The sequence below is a fragment of the Agrobacterium sp. 10MFCol1.1 genome, from assembly GCF_000381165.1.
GTDB lineage: Bacteria > Pseudomonadota > Alphaproteobacteria > Rhizobiales > Rhizobiaceae > Agrobacterium > Agrobacterium tumefaciens.
Genome location: NZ_KB906075.1, coordinates 109,180 through 126,557, shown reverse-complemented (window position 1 = coordinate 126,557; position 17,378 = coordinate 109,180). Strand labels below are relative to the sequence as shown.

Annotated in this window: 15 protein-coding genes; 8 read left to right on the top strand and 7 right to left on the bottom strand. The window is 58.8% G+C overall.

Annotated elements, in window-relative coordinates; genetic code table 11:
• Positions 1-85 precede the first annotated feature (85 nt).
• The 4 genes from F617_RS0111825 (at position 86) to F617_RS0111810 (ending at position 3,259) form a co-directional block, all read left to right on the top strand.
• Complete coding sequence (locus F617_RS0111825; RefSeq protein ID WP_019565420.1) at positions 86-1,441, top strand: esterase-like activity of phytase family protein; 1,356 nt, start codon at positions 86-88, stop codon at positions 1,439-1,441.
• Positions 1,442-1,600: 159 nt separating this feature from the next.
• On the top strand, positions 1,601-1,948 hold the full coding sequence (locus F617_RS0111820) for a hypothetical protein (protein ID WP_003512467.1): 348 nt from the start codon (positions 1,601-1,603) through the stop codon (positions 1,946-1,948).
• Positions 1,949-2,124: 176 nt separating this feature from the next.
• Positions 2,125-2,439, top strand: coding sequence for a hypothetical protein (locus F617_RS0111815; protein WP_003512466.1), 315 nt, complete (start codon positions 2,125-2,127; stop codon positions 2,437-2,439).
• A 187-nt stretch (positions 2,440-2,626) separates the two neighbouring features.
• Complete coding sequence (locus F617_RS0111810) at positions 2,627-3,259, top strand: DapH/DapD/GlmU-related protein (RefSeq protein ID WP_013635872.1); 633 nt, start codon at positions 2,627-2,629, stop codon at positions 3,257-3,259.
• 47 nt (positions 3,260-3,306) lie between these two features.
• Here F617_RS0111810 and ppx read toward each other — a convergent pair whose 3' ends face one another.
• From ppx to F617_RS0111790, 4 genes are all read right to left on the bottom strand, one after another.
• Positions 3,307-4,830 (bottom strand): exopolyphosphatase, encoded by a 1,524-nt coding sequence (ppx, locus tag F617_RS0111805; RefSeq protein ID WP_003512464.1) that lies wholly within the window; start codon positions 4,828-4,830, stop codon positions 3,307-3,309.
• Entirely contained in the window at positions 4,827-7,025 is a 2,199-nt protein-coding gene (locus F617_RS0111800; RefSeq protein WP_075807550.1) for an RNA degradosome polyphosphate kinase, read from the bottom strand. Before F617_RS0111800 ends, ppx begins: the two co-directional genes overlap by 4 nt.
• A 98-nt stretch (positions 7,026-7,123) precedes the next feature.
• Entirely contained in the window at positions 7,124-7,852 is a 729-nt protein-coding gene (gene hdaA / locus F617_RS0111795; protein WP_003512460.1) for a DnaA regulatory inactivator HdaA, read from the bottom strand.
• Between the two features lie 2 nt (positions 7,853-7,854).
• Complete coding sequence (locus tag F617_RS0111790; RefSeq protein WP_013635868.1) at positions 7,855-8,994, bottom strand: AI-2E family transporter; 1,140 nt, start codon at positions 8,992-8,994, stop codon at positions 7,855-7,857.
• A 296-nt stretch (positions 8,995-9,290) separates the two neighbouring features.
• Here F617_RS0111790 and purM point away from each other — a divergent pair, with 296 nt between their 5' ends.
• From purM to F617_RS0111775, 3 genes are all read left to right on the top strand, one after another.
• Positions 9,291-10,364 (top strand): phosphoribosylformylglycinamidine cyclo-ligase, encoded by a 1,074-nt coding sequence (gene purM / locus F617_RS0111785; protein ID WP_019565417.1) that lies wholly within the window; start codon positions 9,291-9,293, stop codon positions 10,362-10,364.
• Positions 10,361-11,035, top strand: a complete 675-nt coding sequence (gene purN, locus F617_RS0111780) for a phosphoribosylglycinamide formyltransferase (protein ID WP_026330805.1) — start codon at positions 10,361-10,363, stop codon at positions 11,033-11,035. Before purM ends, purN begins: the two co-directional genes overlap by 4 nt.
• 133 nt (positions 11,036-11,168) lie before the next feature.
• Positions 11,169-12,104, top strand: coding sequence for an omptin family outer membrane protease (locus tag F617_RS0111775; protein ID WP_019565415.1), 936 nt, complete (start codon positions 11,169-11,171; stop codon positions 12,102-12,104).
• Between the two features lie 412 nt (positions 12,105-12,516).
• On the opposite strand, the gene F617_RS0111770 is transcribed toward F617_RS0111775, so the two are convergent.
• Positions 12,517-13,143 (bottom strand): NUDIX domain-containing protein, encoded by a 627-nt coding sequence (locus F617_RS0111770; protein ID WP_019565414.1) that lies wholly within the window; start codon positions 13,141-13,143, stop codon positions 12,517-12,519.
• Between the two features lie 66 nt (positions 13,144-13,209).
• Complete coding sequence (locus F617_RS0111765; protein WP_026330804.1) at positions 13,210-15,429, bottom strand: molybdopterin-dependent oxidoreductase; 2,220 nt, start codon at positions 15,427-15,429, stop codon at positions 13,210-13,212.
• Between the two features lie 29 nt (positions 15,430-15,458).
• Between F617_RS0111765 and F617_RS0111760 the strand changes: the two genes are divergently transcribed.
• Positions 15,459-16,322 (top strand): 23S rRNA (adenine(2030)-N(6))-methyltransferase RlmJ, encoded by an 864-nt coding sequence (locus F617_RS0111760; protein ID WP_003512446.1) that lies wholly within the window; start codon positions 15,459-15,461, stop codon positions 16,320-16,322.
• A gap of 9 nt (positions 16,323-16,331) precedes the next feature.
• On the opposite strand, the gene F617_RS0111755 is transcribed toward F617_RS0111760, so the two are convergent.
• A complete protein-coding gene (locus F617_RS0111755; protein ID WP_019565412.1) occupies positions 16,332-17,267 on the bottom strand; it encodes a lysylphosphatidylglycerol synthase domain-containing protein in 936 nt (311 codons plus the stop codon).
• Positions 17,268-17,378 lie beyond the last annotated feature (111 nt).

Genomic DNA, 17,378 nt, shown 5'->3' with positions numbered 1-17,378 from the left:
AGCTTCAAACTGCAATCACCTGCCTGTCATGTGGCGCCCCTATCGCCTCAGTCCTGTCTTCAACAGGCATTGAGGGGTCTCCACCATGAAGCATATTCTTTTCGCACCTTTCGCCGTTCTTGCGCTCGCAACCGCATCCCATGCAGAGCAGGAGTTTCCGGCAAAGCTGGTCTCGCACGCCATTCTGCCCGCCAACACCATCATCGCAGCACCTGCCGATGCGCCGGAATACCTCAAGACATCCGCCAAGTTCACGACGGCCGACCGCAAGCGCGCCGAGGGTCTCGGCACCGTGCCCGGCAAGGATGGCGTTCGCCCGACCGGCCTCTCCATGCCGTTTAACGGCCAGGCCATGCAGGGCTTTTCCGGCATCAAGGCCATGGCGGACGGCAGCTTCTGGAGCCTTTCCGACAATGGTTTCGGCTCGAAGCTCAACTCCAGCGACGCCATGCTGATGCTCCACCACATCAAATTCGACTGGGATGCCGGCAAGGTCAACGCGCTGGAGACGGTGTTCCTTTCCGACCCGGACAAGAAAGCTCCCTTCCCCATCGTCATGGAAGGTTCGACCAAACGTTACCTGACGGGCGCCGACTTCGACGTCGAATCCATTCAGCCCGTTGCCGACGGCTTCTGGGTAGGCGAAGAGTTCGGTCCCTACATCCTGAAATTCACCCGCGACGGCAAGCTGACCGACGTCATCGCCACCAAGGCCGGCGATATCGAGGTGAAGTCCCCGGATCATCCGACCCTGGCACTACCCGGCAACCCCACGCAGAAAATGCCCGCTTTCAACCTGAAACGATCAGGTGGTTATGAAGGCATGGCGCTCTCCAAGGACGGCTCGAAGCTCTACGGCCTTCTCGAAGGCCCGCTATACACCGCCGAAGGTCAGGTCGAAAAGACCGAAGACGGCTCAACCGCCCTTCGCATCATCGAGCTCGATACCGCCAAGAAGGAATGGACAGGCCGCACCTGGCTCTACCCGCTGGCGCAAGGTGGCGAAGCCATCGGCGATTTCAACGTGCTGGACGAGAGCACCGCGCTGGTCATCGAGCGTGACAATGGCGCCGGCACCGCCGACAAAGCCTGCGCCGACCCGAAAAAGCCGGACGTAAACTGCTTTGCCGTACCTTCCAAGGTCAAGCGCATCTACAAGATCGAATTCAACGACGCCAATGCCGGCAAGGCGGCGCGCAAGATCGGCTATATCGATCTGCTGAAGATCTCCGATCCTGATAACAGGAAGCGTCAGGGCGGCGGCAACGGTTTCTACGACATGCCGTTCGTGACCATCGAGAATGTCGACCGTGTCGACGCCACCCATATTATCGTCGGCAACGACAACAACCTGCCCTTCTCGGCCGGTCGTGCGCTGGACAAGGCCGACGACAACGAGTTCGCCCTGCTGGAAGTCAAGGACCTTCTCGACGCGAAGTGAGGAAAGGGGTGCCGGAATACGTTCCGGCACCGTCAGCGCATCGGCGCAATCTCAACTGAACGGAGCGTTCCTGCGGCCTGAAAAAGGAAGCGAGGCGCTCCGTTACTGTACCGACCCAACCTGACCCGGAACCCGATTCCGAAACAGGAAAGACCCGTCATGCAGGACAATGCCGAACGACTGTATTACGCCCTGAGGAAAAGCTGGTCACTCGAAACCAGCAGCCTGTGGTCGAGAGAAAACCCAGCCAGGGGGCAAGGCGGCGTTACAGCTCTTGTGGTGCAGGATATTTTCGGTGGCGACCTCGCCAAAACCGTCGTTAGCGGCGCCGACCATTTCTACAATATCGTCAACGGCACCCGCTGGGATTTCACCTTCACCCAGTTCGATATTCCGGTCGGTTACGAGGACAGGCCCGCCACCCGCACGGAGGCGATGGCAAGGGCCACGCCCCTGCAATATGCCTATCTCAGCGCCTGTATCAGGAAGGCGCTGGGGCACGGTTGAATAATAACGGCTTGTAGCGAGGCGACCGGTTTGTCTCGTCGACAAACCGATTTCGGTCTGTCGTGTTTTTCGTTTGCGGTTTAAAATCCACAACTTCAGCTTCTCCTCTCAAAGCAGACACAATCCATGGCATAGTACCGCAGGTAAACGAGGTGTGCCGAGAGAAGAGTTGTGCGATGAGTGAGAGCTGCCCGGTCCTGACGCCCGCCGAACGGCAGGTTCAGGATATATTGCAACGGACAGAATCGGCGATGGTGTCCACTATTTTCGCAGCGCTTGAGCGTGCAAGCAAACAAGCTGCTGACGAACTCCAGTCAATCGGGTCTGAAATACAGCCACCGCCTCATGACTATTTTGCCGCTGTCGCACACCAGCAGCTTTTCCTGCTGCTATGCGGAGCCGACCTGGAAACATTCGAGGGCGGAGATCCCGAAGTCGCGCGTCACATCATTCAGAATGCCCAAAACATATCCGACCATTACTGGAAGTAAAAAAGCTGCGACTGCGGATGGTTCCGGCGGCTGACGGCGCTGTGTGAAGCCAGATTTCGTTCCACGCAAAGCGCGCACACGATCAGCATTTCAAAGGGATATCTGGCCTAATCGGCTTGCCTTCGCAATTTCACGTCATATGCCCTTCATAGTCGCCGGTTACGCAGGCCGAAATCCGGAGACAGGCATGCACTCAACCGCACAACTCAATCGCCCCAAGCTCGCAGAGACAGTTATCCATTCGACGGCAAGCATAAGGGACTCGAACATAGGTAGCTGCTGCGAAATTTTGGCCGATACCTCTCTGCACAACGTCGAACTCGGGAATTACTCCTACCTCGGACCCCGTTGTATTGTCGGTGATGCGACAATCGGGAAATTCTGCGCTATTGCCGCGGACGTCAGGATTGGCGCACCGAACCATCCAATGGACCGACCGTCCATGCACCGTTTCAGCTACTGCCCGGAATATTACGCTACAGAGGCGGTGCGCGACGACGCTTTTTTCGATCGCCGCAAGGAGGATCGCGCCGTCATCGGTCACGATGTCTGGATCGGTCACGGGGTCATCGTGCTGCCGGGCGTGAAGGTTGGAGACGGCGCCGTGCTCGCAGCAGGCGCGGTCGTCACCAAGGACGTGCCGCCCTACACCATCGTCGGCGGTGTTCCCGCGAAGATCATTCGCGAGCGGTTTTCGCAAACCGTGGCGGGGAAGCTTGCCAAAATCGCCTGGTGGGACTGGCCCTTCGAGACGATCATGGCGCGGCTAGCCGACTTTCAATCAAGCGATATCGACGCCTTTTGTCAGCGCTGGTCATAGTATAGCTCCACAACTGTCTGCGGTGCCAAATGGCCGGCGTCTGCCCGTTACTCGAACACAAACGCCAACCGCTTGCCCGTCAGTTTCGCCAGTTGCTGCAGGCGTCCGTCCAGACGCTCGCCGGCAAAATCGCAATAGGCGTGTGGTACGACGAATTCCAGATCCAGATCCGGATTGGTGGATTTGCGGAATTTCAGGTGATCGACGACACCGGGCATGGAGGCTGAGAAGAGGTAAACGACGCGCAGCAGGCCGCCGAGCAACTTGCCGAGTTCCAGCAAGCGGTCACCCGCCATGGCGGCGAGCGGCTGTGTGGTGCCGTTGTCGTTCAACCCTTCGAAGCGGTAATAATTGGCAAGCGCAATATAGGCGCGGCCCGGATGGGTGATCGCCACGAAGGAGGAGTGGGCGATGATGTTGAGCGCCTGCAGACCGCGATAGTCCGGATGTGCACGCCAGCTGATGTCTGCCAGAAGGCAGGCCGCCTGCCGGTAACGGCTTTCCTCTTCCGTCTCCTCGATGCCGAAGACCGGAAAGGTGCGGCCGCTCCAGTCGGCCAGTTCGCGCGCATGTTCGGGCGAACGGGCACGCAGAATGGCAAGCTCGTCGGCCGTGACCAGCAGCGGGTCGGTATCCCGCTCCGCTTCCGTCAGCAGCGAATAAAGATAACCTTCGCGCACGCCCTGCGCCGAGAAGGCGATCGTTGCCGGCTTCATCGCCTTTAGAACTTCACGCATGGCGATGGCGCCGAACGGCAGAAGCGAACGGCGGTTCTTGGAGACCGCCTGCCAGGCCGGGTCCTTGCTGTCCCTGGAGACGATGACTTCTTCCAGAAAATTCAGCATTTCCGCCAGCGGCAATTCATATCCCTGCATCATGTGCAGCGGATAACCTGTGATCTCCATGTGCAGCTTGGCGATGTTTCGCCACGTGCCGCCCACGGCATAAAAGGTACGCCCCTCGCCGGCCGCCAGCAGCTTTGCGAAGGATTTGACGTGCTTGCGGGCAATGGTCGTCGCCTTCTCCAGCGAGCCATCCGATTGCTCCGACAACCGAAGGCCGCCGAGCGGCAGGGTGATGCCCTCGCCGCAGTTCTTGCCCTTGATGTCGATGAGTTCCAGCGAACCGCCGCCCAGGTCGCCTGCAATGCCATCCGGGTCGTGGAAACCGCTGATCACGCCATAGGCGGAATAAAGCGCTTCCTTTTCGCCGGACAGGACCTCGATCTCGCAACCAAGTATGGCTTCGGCTTCGCGGATGAAATCCGGGCCGTTTTCCGCTTCACGCGCTGCCGCTGTCGCCAGCACGTAGAGTTGCTGCGCCTGCGCCTGTTCGGAAAGCGCATGGAAGCGACGCAGTGCCATCAAAGCCCGGCTAACGCCTTCCTCATGCATCCGGCCCGTGAGGGCCAGTCCCTTGCCGAGACCGCAAAGGACCTTTTCGTTGAACAGCACGGCGGGCGCGCGGGAAAGACCTTCATATACGACGAGACGAACGGAGTTCGAACCAATATCTATGACGGAAACGGGGGCAAGGCCGGTCAGCCGCCCCTGTGCTTCTGATCGAGTCATTCAGCCTGTTTCTTGCGGGAAGAAATCAACCCGGCAATCAATTTGGGCGCACTTGATTTCAGGGCTTCACCACGTCCGGAAAGGCTGGGATTGGTCATGAAATAGTGCTGCGCGTTGAACGGTTCTTCGCCTTTACGCACCTCGATGCGCCTCGACGTTCCGTCCGCAAGTATCTCGTAGCTCTGCTGGTTGTCAATGAGATTGCCCAGCATAATCTGTGAAAGAACCTGCTCGTGCACGGTAGGGTTGGTGAGCGGCACCAGCGTTTCAACGCGGCGATCAAGGTTGCGCGGCATCATGTCGGCGGAGCCGATATAGACCAGCGCCTTGTCGGACGGCAGGCCGAAACCATTGCCGAAGCAGAAGATTCGGCTGTGCTCGAGGAAGCGGCCGACAATCGATTTGACGCGGATATTGTCCGACAGACCCGCAACCTGTGGGCGCAGGCAGCAGATGCCGCGCACGACGAGATCGATCTCCACGCCAGCCGCACTGGCGCGGTAAAGCGTATCGATAATCTCGGGATCGACCAGCGAGTTCATCTTCATCCAGATCGCCGCCGGCGCACCGCGCTTGGCGTGCTCGATCTCTTCGTTGATGTGCTTCACGATGCGCGCACGCAGCGTATAGGGCGAAATGGCGAGCTTCATGCCCTCTTCCGGTTCGCCGTAACCCGTGATGAAGTTGAAGATATTCGCCATGTCGTGGGCGATCTTCGGGTTGCAGGTGAAGAAGGACAGGTCGGTATAGATCTTGGCCGTGATCGGGTGGTAGTTGCCGGTGCCGAGGTGGCAATAGGTTCTGAGCTTGCCGTCCTCGCGGCGCACCACCATCGACATCTTGGCATGCGTCTTGAGTTCGATGAAGCCGAACACCACCTGCACGCCGGCCCGCTCCAGATCGCGCGCCCAGCGGATGTTCGCCTCTTCGTCGAAACGCGCCTTCAATTCGACCAGCGCGGTAACGGATTTGCCGGCTTCCGCCGCGTCGATCAGCGCGCGAACGATCGGGCTGTCGTTGGAGGTGCGGTAAAGCGTCTGCTTGATGGCGAGCACTTCGGGGTCGCGCGCAGCCTGCAACAGGAACTGCACAACCACGTCAAAGCTTTCATAGGGGTGGTGAACCACCATATCCTTTTCGCGGATGGCGGCAAGGCAATCGCCGGCATGTTCACGCACGCGCTCGGGGAAACGGGCGTTGTAAGGCTCGAACTTCAAGTCGTCGCGCGGTGCGCGCACGATTTCCGAGATGGTGTTGAGCGCGAGCAAGCCGGGCAGAACGGCAACGCGATTATCAGGCACGCCAAGCTCGTGCACCACGAACTGGCGGAGCGACTGCGGCATTTCGCTGTCGGTCTCAATGCGGATAACCGAACCGCGGCGGCGGCGCTTCAGCGCGCTTTCGAAGAAGCGGACCAGATCTTCCGCCTCTTCCTCCACCTCGATATCGCTGTCACGGATGATGCGGAACGTGCCGAATCCACGGACTGTATAGCCCGGATAAAGACGGTGAATGAACAGGCCGACCACATCTTCTAGCGTGATGTAGCGGATGGCGTTTTTCTCATCCGGCAAACGAACGAAGCGGTCGAGCGCCGTCGGAAGACGCAACAGCGCTGTCATCGGCTCGCGGCCGTTGACGCTGTCGAGCTGCAGGCCCATCGAGAAACCGAGGTTCGGAATGAAGGGGAACGGGTGCGCAGGGTCGATGGACAGCGGCGTCAGCACCGGGAAAATACGTTCCTCGAACTCGGTGCCCAGCCAGGTACGATCCGCTTCGGAAAGTGCGGCAGGCCGCACGATGAAGATTTCTTCCTTGGCGAGATATTGCTGCAGAACCGCAAGCGAAGCCTGCTGCTCCATCTGCAGGTTGTCGATTTCCTTCAAAATGTCTTCCAGCTGCTCGGCCGGTGTCTTGCCGTCAGGTGTCTTGACCGTAATCTTCTGGCGCACCTGGCCTTCGAGGCCGGCGACGCGGACCATGAAGAATTCATCGAGGTTGGCGGCGGAGATGGACAGAAAACGCAGCCGCTCCAACAGCGGATGATCCGTGTTCAGCGTTTCTTCCAGAACACGCCGATTGAACTGGAGCCAGGAGAATTCGCGGTTGATGAAGCGCGCGGGGCTGTCCCAGAGGTTCTCGCCCTCGGTCATCGGCTGAACCTTGTTGAAGTCGTCCTGCACAATAGCGTCCATGTCCTGTACCATCCCCTGACTTTCCGTCCCGTGATCCTGCTGCATCCCGCGATCGTCCCTCTTGCCCGTATAACAGTTTGACGACGGAACTGTGACAGTCAATCGACCTCCAGCCCGCTACCCCTTGTCCCTTCGCCCATCGCGTTGAGGACTTCCGCCGCCAAGGGACGGGTTATCCTTGTTCCACGCGAGAGCGCCAGCCTGTCGATACGGTCCACAATCGTCTGCGCCGTATCGAGTGAACGCTCCATTCTGTTGACGATGTAGCCTATGAGTTTGTCATCCATATAAAGCTGCCGGTCGGCGAAGAGTTTCACCAGAACCTGTGCCAGAAGACCCTCGTCGGGCTCGCCTGTCTCCACCACAGTCACGGCTTTCAGGCGTGAGCGCAGGTCCGGCAAGGTCACCGGCCATGCGGCCGGCCATTGCCGGCTGGTCATCAAAAGCGTGGTGCCATGCTGGCGCACGCTATTGATGACATGGAAAAGTTCGGTGTCGTCAAAACCGCGGCGATCGGCATCCTCGAACAGAACCGCTCCGGTTTCGGCAAGACGCGCAGCGCCAACACCGGCTTGCGGGTGAATATCCTGCGCGCTGCTGATATTTTTCCAGATATTGGCGAGATGCGATTTTCCCGAACCCGGAGGCCCGGCCAGCACCACCACGGGCGAAGGCCAGTTCGGCCATTCATCCACAAGGCTGACGGCAGCCTTGAGCGAGTCGGACACGAGAAGATCGTCCCTTCCGGAAGCGGACTGGTGTGAGAATGCGAGCGGCAGCTGCTCGGCCTTCGACCGGGCGTTGTCGTTTTTGATTTGGTCAGTCATCGTTAGCCCTGAGAGTCAACCTTGCCGGAGGACGTTTCCTGTTCTTCCCAGGGAAGGTTGGCGGCGTGCCCATGGTAAAGATCGCTTTCAAGATATCGCGACAATGCAAAGCGGACAAGCACGCCAACGGCTGCCGCCGCCGGCACGGCGACCAGAAGGCCGACGAAACCGAAAAGCGCACCGAAGGCGAACAATGCGAACATCAGCCATACCGGATGCAGGCCGACGCTGCTGCCGACGAGCTTCGGCTGCAGGATGTTGCCTTCGATGAACTGGCCGGAAAAGAACACGGCAAGTGTCAGAAATACATAGATATAATCAGGCCAGAACTGCACGATGGCGACGCCGACGGCAAGGATGAGGCCGACCATCGAACCAATATAGGGAATGAAGCTGATAAGGCCGGAGAAAAGGCCGATCAGCAGGCCGAAATTCAGGCCCACCAACGACAGGCCGACAGCGTAATAAACGCCAAGGATGAGGCAGAGCGACCCCTGCCCGCGCACGAAGCCGGCAATCGTCCTGTCCATGTCGCGTGCGATCTGGCGGACCGTATGCACGTAGTCGCGCGGTATCCAGCTATCGACCTTGTCTATCATCCGGTCCCAGTCAAGCAGCAGGTAGAAGGCGACGACGGGTGTGACGACCAGCAGCGACATGACATCGACCAGCGATTTGCCGGAATTCCAGATCTGCGTCAGCAGGGTGCCGATGAAGCCCGCGCCTTCGGTCAGCAGCTTGGAAAAATTCTCCTTCACTGCATTGATCTGGTTGCTCACCCAGTCAGGCAGCAGATTGGCGTCCGCACCGGCGATCAACTGCTGCAGGGACGAGATATATTGCGGGATGCGCGTGATGAATTCGGATGCCTGGGCGGCAATCAGCGGAATGATGATAATGAGCGACAGCGCGAAAATCAGCACGAAGGTGACGAGGATAACGACGGTGGCCATCAACCGGCTCAGGCCTCGGCGCTCCAGCCAGTCGGCAACCGGATCGAGAAAATAGGCAAGTGCCATGCCCGCCACGAAAGGCAGGAGGATGGAGCTGAAGACCATCAGGAAAAAGATAAAGACGGCAAGCACGCCAATCCAGAAAAAAACCTGCCGGCGCAGGCTCGTACCGCTCACATGGGGTTGCATCCGTTCATCCTCTTGTCGCCGTGCCGTCATTGCCCATGATGGAGATAGGATGCGCATATGCACATGGTCAAGGCCGGTGGTCCGGCAGCGATAGACACGGCGGTTGCCAGGTCTGTGCAACGACGACGGGTTTTCAAGTCTGCGCTGCGCATATCGCCGTCGAGAGGCCCGAGGCACACAAAACGTCAAACCGTCGCAAAGCCGTTAAAAACCGGAGCTTTTGCCACTCAAACCCTTGCATCAGGCCCCGTCCCGTGCGAATGGCGACGCCAAAGGAACCAGCGGAGACGAGAGCGATGAGCCAGTCGGGCAAGAACGGTCTTACCTATAGTGACGCAGGTGTGGATATCGACGCCGGCAACCTGATGGTCGAAAAGATCAAACCGGCGGTGCGCTCGACGCGGCGTCCCGGCGCGGATGGCGAAATCGGCGGCTTCGGCGGCCTGTTCGATCTGAAGGCCGCAGGCTTTAACGATCCGGTTCTGGTGGCCGCCAATGACGGCGTCGGCACCAAGTTGAAGATCGCCATCGACGCGAATTTCCATGACACCGTCGGCATCGATCTCGTTGCCATGTGCGTCAACGATCTCGTCGTGCAGGGCGCAGAACCACTGTTCTTCCTCGACTATTTCGCGACCGGCAAGCTCGACCCGGATCAGGGCGCTGCCATCGTTTCCGGCATTGCAGCCGGCTGCCGCGAATCCGGCTGTGCGCTGATCGGTGGTGAAACCGCTGAAATGCCCGGCATGTATTCCGATGGCGACTACGATCTCGCGGGCTTTGCCGTGGGTGCTGCCGAACGTGGCCAGCTTCTGCCCGCCGGCGATATTTCCGAAGGCGACGTCATTCTCGGGCTTTCGTCCTCCGGCGTTCATTCCAACGGTTTTTCGCTGGTGCGCAAGATCGTTTCGATCTCCGGCCTTGACTGGGACGCCCCGGCACCCTTCGCAGATGGCAAGAAGCTTGGCGAAGCGCTGCTGACGCCGACGCGCATCTATGTAAAGCCGCTTTTGAAGGCAATCCGCGAGACCGGCGCGCTGAAGGCGCTGGCGCATATTACCGGCGGCGGCTTCCCGGAAAATATTCCGCGCGTTCTGCCCAAGCATCTCGCCGCCGAGATCGATCTCGACGCGATCGAGGTTCCGGCTGTGTTCTCGTGGCTTGCAAAAACCGGTGGCGTTGAAGCCAAAGAAATGCTGCGCACGTTCAACTGCGGTGTCGGCATGATCGCGGTCGTTTCGGCTGAAAATGCCGCCAAGGTCACCGATGCTCTGACGGCGGAAGGCGAGACCGTGTTCCCGCTCGGCCGCATGGTCGCCCGCGAAGAGGGTGCGCACGGCACGATCTACAAGGGCGCCCTCAGCCTATGATGAGTGCCGCCTCTCGATCTGGCCGCGCACGTGTCGTCGTTTTCATTTCCGGCAGCGGCTCCAACATGGTGTCGCTTGCCAAGGCCTGTCAGGAGACGGATTTTCCGGCTGAGATCGCCTGTGTAATTTCGGACAAGGCGTCGGCAGGCGGGCTGGAAAAGGCACAGGCGTTCGGTATTCCCACGCTCGTTTTCGAGCGCAAGACCTATGCCAGCAAAGCCGAGCATGAGGGCGCCATTCTGGCCGCACTTGGCGAGATTGCGCCTGATATCATCTGTCTTGCCGGTTACATGCGGCTGATCTCCGGGGATTTCATCGCCCCCTATGAAGGCCGCATTATCAATATCCACCCTTCCCTGCTGCCGCTTTTCCCCGGCCTGCACACCCACCAGCGCGCCATCGACAGCGGCATGAAGATTTCCGGCTGCACCGTACACTTTGTAACCGAAGGCATGGACGAAGGCCCGACGATCGCGCAGGGCGCGGTGCCGGTTCTTTCCGACGACACGGCCGAGACGCTGGCGGCGCGGATACTCACCGTCGAGCATCAGCTTTATCCACTTGCCCTGAAGCAGCTTGCGGAAGGCAAGGTGCGGATGGAAGGTGGGAAAGCCATTTCCAGCGGCGACGCAAGTAAATCTGAGTATTACAGCCTGATTTCTGCTTACTGATAAATATTTCACTAAAGTACAAAGATACTTAAAGTGGTATTTCCTCTAAAATAAACCGAACGTTTACCATAATCACCTTTAATGCCCGCAACGGTCCCGCATTTTGGAGCCCTCCGGTCATTCAGGAGCGATTATGCTAATTTCGAAGTTTTCCCTGCCGCTTTCGGCCGTTTTACTGGTGGGTACGAGCCTGCCGCTCGCCGCCGAGCAAAGCGGCATCACCGCTTCGCTCGATGCCGGTGTTCTAAACATCAAGGCCACAGAGACCTTTTACAACGGAAGCCACAAAAACAGTCAACTCGACTGGAAAACAACAAATGCCATGGCCTTGCGCGGATCGCTCGGACTTGAGCTGTCACCCGAGTGGCGCATAAAAACGGAAGGTCGAATCGGCTTTGCTGGCGATGGCTACATGACCGACTACGATTGGCTGCCTCCTTATTACAGGGATACATCGAAAACTGGATGGAGCGACCGCTCACAGCACGGCGACACTCGCCTCGACCACTACCTGACCGGAAGCATCGAACTCAACAGAACACTGCTGGAAGACCCGCTGCATCACCTCAGTGCCGGTATCGGCTTTCGCTATACCGACGTGCAGTGGTCCGCCTATGGCGGTGACTACATCTACAGTTGGAGAGGATTTCGCAATAATGTCGGTGAGTTCAACAATAGCGAAAAAGCCATCACCTACCGGCAGCAAATCCCCGTATTTTACGGCAATGTGACCGGTGGGCGCAAATTCGGGAACTGGTCGCTGAATGCCGGCCTCGAAGGCGGCGCAATGATCTATGCGAAAGCCACGGACGATCACTGGATGCGTTCGATCCGCTTCACCGACAAATTCCATGTTGGCGGCATGTTCGGAGCAAAAGCTGGCATCGCCTTTGCCCTGACTGAGAATGCCTCCCTCTACTTGGATGGCGCATACGAATATACGAGCTTCGGTCGCGGTGACAAAACCCTCACACCGACTGGCGGAACTACCGGCCTGTTTTATAAAGATACGGCGGGCGGCGATATGCAGTCGCTTTTCGTTGGGGCCGGCGTAAAGGGCAGATTCTGAGTTGACGGTTTCCGGTTGAGGCGGGAGAAGATGTTATTATCGCACGCAGAACGAAGCTGTGGCATGCCTCGTAAAAGCGAGCGATCCTCAATCTCGTCGACAGCTCATCTCTGCGATGCGGACAAAACGGTCGCAACGAAAAAAGACAACTCCGGATGAGGTCAAGGCGTGGAAAGAAGAAGGCCGCAAGTAATGGCCTTTGTCGTTGACGGCTCGGTAGTCGCGGCTTAGTTCCTGCCTGACGAGGACGGCACAATCGCCGATCACGTCTCTATCATCCGCCTGGCACAAAACATGCGCTTCCCGCCTATGATGCTGCCTACCTCTCGCTTGCGATTTCGCACAATGTGCCTTTAGCAACACATGACAGGAAGCTTGCGGCTGCGGCAAAGCTGGAAAACGTTGCGCTCGCTTAAGGTTTGCGTAGAGCCGCGCGGTTCAACATCGCCCACTGCAACAAAATAATCGTCTTGGAATCGGTGATTTCGCCGGACGCGATCATCGCGAAGGCTTCGTCGAGGCCGTAGGTCAGAACCTCCAGATCCTCGCCTTCGGTTTCCAGACCACCGCCGCTGCCAGCCTGCACGTCGAGATCGATGCGGGCGACGAACAGGCTGACTTTTTCGGTGAGCGTTCCCGGGCTGGCATACATGTCGAACAGGTATTCGACCTTTTCCACCCCGTAGCCAGATTCTTCCATCGCCTCGCGGCGAATGGCGTCGGCGGCGTTGTCGTCATCGAGGAGCCCCGCTGGCACTTCGATCATGAAGCTTGGATCGCCGTTCACGAAGACGGCAGGGCGGAACTGGCGCACCATCACCACGCTGTCGCGTTTGGCATCGTATAGAAGGATGGCGGCGGCGCTGCCGTGATCGTGGACTTCCCTGATGATGCGGATTGTCTTGCCATCCGGCATGCGCTGGTCGAAAATGAGCTTCTGCATATGCACGAAGCCCTTCCACACCGTTTCCTTTTCCACCAGCCGGACCCTGCCGGAATCAGTGTCGGCCGGAACGTTTTTCGCTTGCGTCTGTGTCACCGGATATTCCCTTGCCTGTCGCGGAAGTGTTCAGCTTGGCCCTGTTGCGGTGCAATATCAAGCCTTTCAGGCTTCCTCGTCGCGGTGGAGCCACACCTTATTGTCGTGGAAAGCCGCGCCGCCATAGGGGGCGACGGCATCGGCGCCCGTCAGAACATTGATACCCTCGCCGTCCAGATGCGCCTTGTTGGGCCACAACCCTTCGGCAACCAGAACGCCGGGCCTCGCACCCTCCACGATTTTCGCGTGAAGACGCACTTCGCCGCGGCCATTGCCGATACGCACGATGTCGCCATCGGCTATACCGTTGCGGGTGGCGTCCTCGGAACAGATCATCACTTCCGGACGGCCTTCCTTCTGCACGGAGGTTTTCGTTTCCGCGAAGGTGGAGTTGAGGAAGTTGCGCGCTGGCGATGTCGCCAGTCGGAAAGGATGCTCTCCGTCGGCGGTTTCGATGACATCTACCTGATCCGGGAATTTCGGAAATTGCGCAACCGGCCCCATCACGCCGATGTTTTTCGGCGGTTTGTTTGGAGACGGCCCTGTCGCCCATTCGGGGCTGAAACGGAATTTTCCGTCACCATAACCAAAGCCCTCGAGATAATGCGCCACCTCGAAAGAGGGCTGCGCATCGATCCATTTTTCTTCCGCCAACGTATCGAAATCGCCCCAGCCGCTGACTTTCAGCATATGATCGACATGGTCGCGGGCTGAAAGACCGAAGCCCGGCATATGGTCAATACCAAGACGTTTCGCCAGTTCTTCAATGACGAAGAGATTGGTGCGCACGGTTTCCGGCGGCTCCACCAGCTTGGGGCCAAGCAGAATGTGGTTCTGGCCACCGGCGCGGTAGATGTCGTCATGTTCAAGGAACATGGTGGCCGGCAGCACGATATCGGCCAACTCGGCCGTCTCCGTCATGAATTGCTCATGCACGGCAACAAAAAGATCGTCGCGCAGGAAACCCTGTTTCACCAGCCGTTGTTCGGGTGCGACATTGACGGGGTTGGTGTTCTGGATGAGCAGCGCCGTCACCGGGCCACCATGTCGCAGCGCTTCCGCATCCCCCGTCAGCACGCGGCCGATCTGCGACTGGTCGAGCTGGCGCACGTTGGGGTCGGCATAGGCTGTGCCCATCAGTTCCGCCTTGTTGAGCCGGAAGATATCGCCGTTATTGTGGAAGGCGCCGCCGCCTTCATATTGCCAGGAGCCAAGAACGGTGGCGATAGAAAGAGCCGCGTGCATGGCGACCGCGCCGTTGCGCTGGCGGGCGAAACCATAACCGAGCCGGAAGAACGTCTTTTTCGTCGTGCCCACGAGCCTTGCGAAATCCTCGATTTCCTCCACGGAAAGACCGGTGATTTCGGACGCCCATTGCGGCGTCTTCGATTTCAGATGCTCTTCAAGTCCCGCCGGATCGTCAGCGAAGCGCGCCATGTAATCGCGGTCGGCATAACCATCGCGGAAGGCAATGTGCATGATGGCGCAGGCCAGCGCCGCATCGGTGCCGGGACGCAGGACGATGCGCATATCGGCCTGTTTCATGGTCGGATTGTCATAGATATCGACGACGACGATCTTCGCGCCACGTTCCTTGCGGGCTTTTACCGCATGGGTCATGACGTTGACCTGCGTGGCGACAGCATTCGTGCCCCAGATGACAACGACATCGGCCTTGCCGATTTCGCGCGGATCGGGCCCGCGCAGCGCGCCTGTACCCATCACATAACCCGTCCAGGCCATGTTGGTGCAGATCGATCCGAAAAAGCCGGAATATTTCTTGGCGTGACGCAGGCGCTCGATGGAATCGCGCTGAACCTGTCCCATGGTTCCGGCATAGAAATAAGGCCAGATGGCTTCGGCGCCGTGCTTTGCCTCGGCTTTGACGAAGGCGTCAGCAACCTCGTCCAGTGCCGCTTCCCAGGATATCTCCTGCCAGTCGCCGGCACCCTTCGCACCCTTGCGGCGCTTCGGGGTCAAAAGACGGCCGGGATGATAGATACGCTCTGAGTAACGCGCCACCTTGGCGCAGATTACGCCGGCAGTATATGTATTGGTATTGGCGCCGCGGACGCGGCCGATGCGGCCATCGGCATTGATGTCCACTTCCAGCGCGCAGGCGCTCGGACAGTCGTGCGGACAGACCGTGTGGCCGATGCGCGTGGCACTTTCGGCTTTCGGGGCGGCGTTTTTAGCGGAAATCGGGGTCGCAAGGTTCATGTCTTTTCTATATTGCATCAGCGACGCGGCAAAAAGGCCGAAGTGACGTCCATCAAGAATATTCATCATCCCCATCGGGAAGCGAGACACATCCCATGAACTATCGCCACATCTACCACGCCGGCAATTTCGCGGATGTTCTCAAACACGCCGTTCTCGCCCGTCTCGTCCGTTACCTGCAGAACAAGGACAAGGCGTTTCGGGTGCTGGATACTCATGCCGGCATCGGCCTCTACGATCTGTCATCGGAAGAGGCGCAGAAGACAGGCGAATGGCAGACCGGCATCGGCAAGCTGATGGACGCCGATCTGCCGGCCCCTGTCGCCGAATTGCTGGAACCCTATCTTTCCACCGTGAGAGAGCTTAACCCCGAAGGCGGCATGCAGTTCTACCCCGGCTCGCCGAAGCTCGCGCGCATGCTGTTCCGCCCGCAGGACAGGCTTTCGGCCATGGAACTGCACCCGGACGACGCACGCGCGCTGGCGCGTCTGTTCGAGGGAGATTATCAAGTTCGGGTGACGGAGCTCGATGGCTGGCTGTCGCTTGGCGCGCATCTGCCGCCGAAGGAAAAACGCGGCCTCATCCTCGTCGATCCGCCTTTCGAGCTTGAAAATGAATATCAGCGGCTGGCGGATGGGTTGAACAAGGCATATCGGCGTTTCTCCACCGGCACCTATTGCCTGTGGTATCCGCTCAAAAAAGGCGCACCGATCAAGGATTTCCACGAGCGGCTGCAATCCTTCGACATACCGAAGATGCTGTGCGCGGAACTTTCCGTGAAAAGCGACCGGCTGGAAGGCTTGAGCGGCTCAGGCCTCATCGTCGTCAACCCGCCCTACACGCTGAAGGACGAGCTGCACACGCTGCTGCCATTCCTGAAGACGGTGATGGCGCAGGACAGATACGCCTCGCACCGCGCCTTCTGGCTGCGCGGCGAGGAAAAGCCGGAAGAGGATTGAGGGCTTACCTCACCCCTTCCGCGCCTGTGCAAGCTGCGATCGCTCAAAGAACAGGATCACGAAAAGCGCCATGATGAACGGGATGATGAGGTAGAACAGCCGGAACACCAGCAGCGCCGCAATCACGTCAGCCGGGTTCATATCAGGCAGGCCGGTGACGAACACCAGCTCCAGCACGCCAAGCCCGCCCGGCGCGTGCGAGATGAGCGCCGCTGAAAAGGAAATCAGGAAAATCCCGAGAATGATCATGAAACCGGGATTTCCGGCTTCCGGCAGCGCGAAATAGATGATGCCTGCGGCTCCGATCAGTTCGATCGGACCGATGACAAGCTGTTGCGCCACCAGTTTCGGCACGGGATATGGCAGAAAAAACGAACCGATTTTCAGCGGCCGCAACTTCAAAAGACTGCCGAGCACATAAAGTGCGACGATGGCGAGCAGCAGGACGCCGGTTGTCGTTGATGCTTCCACGGGCAGGATCCCGGTAAATCGCTCGGTAATGTCCGGTTCGTAGACCAGCACCAGACCGATGAGCATGATCGTTCCGATGATGAAAGTGAAGGAACAAAGGCCGACAAGAATGCCGACTTCGGCAGCGCTCAACCCTTTGGACGTATAGGCCCGGTATCGGACGACGGCACCGGAAAACACGGATGCCCCGACATTGTGGGAAAGCGCGTAGGTGGTGAAGGAGGTGAGCGTGATGAAGAACCAGTTTACCTTCCGGCCGAGGTGCTGGAGAGCGATGCGGTCGTAACCTGCAAGGGCGGCATAGGCGACAAGCGTCGACAGGCCGGAGCACACCCAGTCCCGCGCGCGAATGGCCGTGAGGCTTTCCCATAGATCATCGAGTGAAAGACCGCGCAGCTCGTGATAGAGCAGCCAGGCCGAAAAACCGATCGTTGCCAGACCAATGACGGGCCAGATGTATTTCTTCAATGTCATGCGGTCATGCCCGCCTATTTCCCCCAGCTTCACCCCAACCCGATTTCCGCACTCCGCAGAAGATTCGTTCGACTCTATTCGTTATGCGGCGAAGCTTTCAACCTTTTTGCC